Annotated in this window: 1 protein-coding gene; it reads right to left on the minus strand. The window is 64.5% G+C overall.

Annotated elements, in window-relative coordinates; all coding sequences use genetic code 11:
- On the minus strand, positions 1-936 hold a 936-nt coding region (gene hppD / locus AC3WOH_RS34835), incomplete at both ends, for a 4-hydroxyphenylpyruvate dioxygenase (protein ID WP_492233893.1).

Here is a 936-nt window from a genome sequence, read left to right on the forward strand (position 1 = left end):
CTCCAGCGATTCGAACAGCGCCTTGAAGTTGCCTTCACCAAAACCTTCGCGGTAGTTGCCCTTGCGCTCGATGAACTCGAAGAACACCGGGCCCAGCATGGGCTGCGAGAAGATCTGCAGCAAGAGGCGCGGCTGGCCGCCTTCGGTCGTGCCGTCCAGCAAAATGCCGCGGGCCTGCAGCTCGCCCACGGGCTGGCCGTGGCCGGGCAGGCGCTTGGCCAGGTTCTCGTAGTAGACCTCGTTGGGGGCGGTCAACAGGGGGATGCCGGCCATCTGCAACTGGTCGATCGACTCGAGCAGGTTGTCGGTCAGCAGGGCGATGTGCTGGATGCCCTCGCCATTGAACTGCATCAGGAACTCTTCGATCTGGCCGCCGCCCTGGCGCGATTCCTCGTTCAGGGGGATGCGGATCAGGCCATCGGGTGCCGTCATGGCCTTGGAGGTCAAGCCCGTGTACTCGCCCGAGATGTCGAAGTAGCGGATCTCGCGGAAGTTGAACAGCTTGGTATAAAAGTCGGCCCAGTAGGCCATGCGGCCACGGTAGACGTTGTGCGTGAGGTGGTCCACCACCTGGAAGCCGTAGCCCTTGGGGTGCAGGTCCACGCCGGGCAAAAACTCGAAGTCGATGTCGTAGATGGACTTGCCGTCTTCGAAACGGTCGATCAGGTACAGCGGCGCGCCGCCGATGCCCTTGATCGCGGGCAGGCGCAGCTCCATCGGGCCGGTGGGGATCTCGATGGGCTGGGCGCCCAGCTCCAGCGCGCGCTTGTAGGCCTTGTGCGCATCGCGCACGCGGAACGCCAGGCCGCAGGCCGAGGCGCCGTGCTCGCCGGCGAAGTAGGCGGCATTGCCCGGCTCGTTGTTCACGATGAAGTTGATGCCGCCCTGGCGGTACAGCAGCACGTTCTTGGAGCGGTGCTTGGCCACCAGGGTGAA

Source organism: Acidovorax sp. FW305-C-20-28 (genome assembly GCF_058783375.1).